Below are 1691 nucleotides of genomic sequence, written 5' to 3' on the forward strand. Positions count from 1 at the left end.
CGTATGCGCACAGCTCGCTGCCGGCGCCGGACAGCGGGCTGTACTGCCAGAAGCGCTCCTGGCCCAGGCCGTTGACGGTGTAGGCCAGGGCGTCGTCGCCGTAGCTGCTGGCAGAGCGACTGTTGACCAGCACATGGGTTCCCCTGGGTAAAACCCACAGCGGCACATATCTGCCCGCATTCTCAATGGTCCCCAATTCACCACCGAGCAATCCATATCCGGTCAGGTGGTGGATGTTATAACAGACATCGGCCAGCCCATCGCTGTTACTGTCACAGGCCCAGGCCTGCCCCAGCGGCAAATCCAGAGCGGTGGATTCCGCTACCAGAGTTGCTGCGGTGTGACTCTGCCAGTCGAACGTCAATTTCCGGTAATTGAATATCGCCTGGTTGTACAGGTGGGACTTTGCCGGGTTACCACTAAACAGCTCTTCGGCGTCCCGTCCGCTGTTGCAGTAGTCCAAAATAACAGCCTCAGACTCTCCATTGGTCTGCTCCTCCAGGTAACAGAAGTCGCGCACCAGGCTGTCCGGGACCAGAAGTTCGTCCTGGCCGTCTCCGTTGTGATCAAGAGCAAATACCCCGTGCGCCAGGTGGCGCTCAATGCCGAAGCTGCCAGAGATGTCGACGTCAGTATAAGCGCCTCCTGTATTGATCTTGAAGTATATATCTCCGTTGGAGTGGACCACCAACCGATCCGGGAGGCCGTCGCCATTGGCATCCAGTGTGATCAACCTGCTTCCATCGGCAACGTCGTAGGGGTTTGACTCTATCTCGCTGAAGCTGAAATTGCCCGCGGATTTCTGTCCATAGGATACAAACTCATCGCCAAAATCTATATCGGTTACCGACGTTTCATGGAAGACGATATCCGGGATTCCATCCTGGTTAATATCCTCTATTCGTTTTACTCCGACCGAATCTGAGCCGGGTATTGAGACAGAGCTGCAGAATTGGAGCGACTGAACCTCGGCATCGTAATCCGTACAGTTAAAGTAGACTTTGTCAACGCCCGTGTAGTAAACCAGAATATCCGGCTTCCCATCGATATTGAAATCACCGACAAAGAATTCGGACACTGAATCCGTTAGAGACAAATCAGTTTCAACAATGGATATCTCGGGACTCTGTGTACCGGAGCCATAGTTGACACTGAGAACATCCAGCTTTTGGTCATCCCCGATGTCAAACTCATCGTTCTTGCCGTCGAGCAGAATGTCCGAAGGCCGGCCTCCCCTGCCTGGCTTGTTACGGAAGGCCAAGGGTACATCCTCGAGGTCAATCGGCTCAGCCGGTGCACTGGACAGGATCAGGCGCCTAGAATCAGTTACAACGTTACCGTTACCCGGAGCAGATTCATCCCAGTGCCTGCGGACCTCGACGCTGTCCTGCCGACCATCTCCGTCGTAATCTCCGACAAAATAGACTTCATCATATTCGCCCTCGATCAGGGTCTCCTGCACAAAGTCCCGCGGCTGATCGTTGTAGGCATAGATGGACTTGGGCAGGCAGCCGCCGCTGCCGTCACAGATCTGCAGCTCCTTCAGCAGGGAGCGGCCGCTGAGCGCGCTGGCCTCGTAAGTCAGGTCCATCGAGTGCACCAGGGTGGAGCCCAGGTAGGTTTCGATGCGCTGCAGGCGCTGGGTACCGTAGTCGCGCCCGCCCTGGTGCTTGTAGCCGTAGAACTTCTCC

Annotated in this window: 1 protein-coding gene; it reads right to left on the reverse strand. The window is 55.8% G+C overall.

All coding sequences use genetic code 11. The annotated features are described in order from the left end of the window. Positions 1-1591 (reverse strand): FG-GAP repeat domain-containing protein (locus tag AC6R19_RS22665; protein WP_500582139.1); only part of this gene is annotated, 1591 nt, incomplete at its 3' end. Positions 1592-1691: the final 100 nt, after the last annotated feature.

It is taken from the genome of Microbulbifer sp. SE14 (assembly GCF_059834885.1).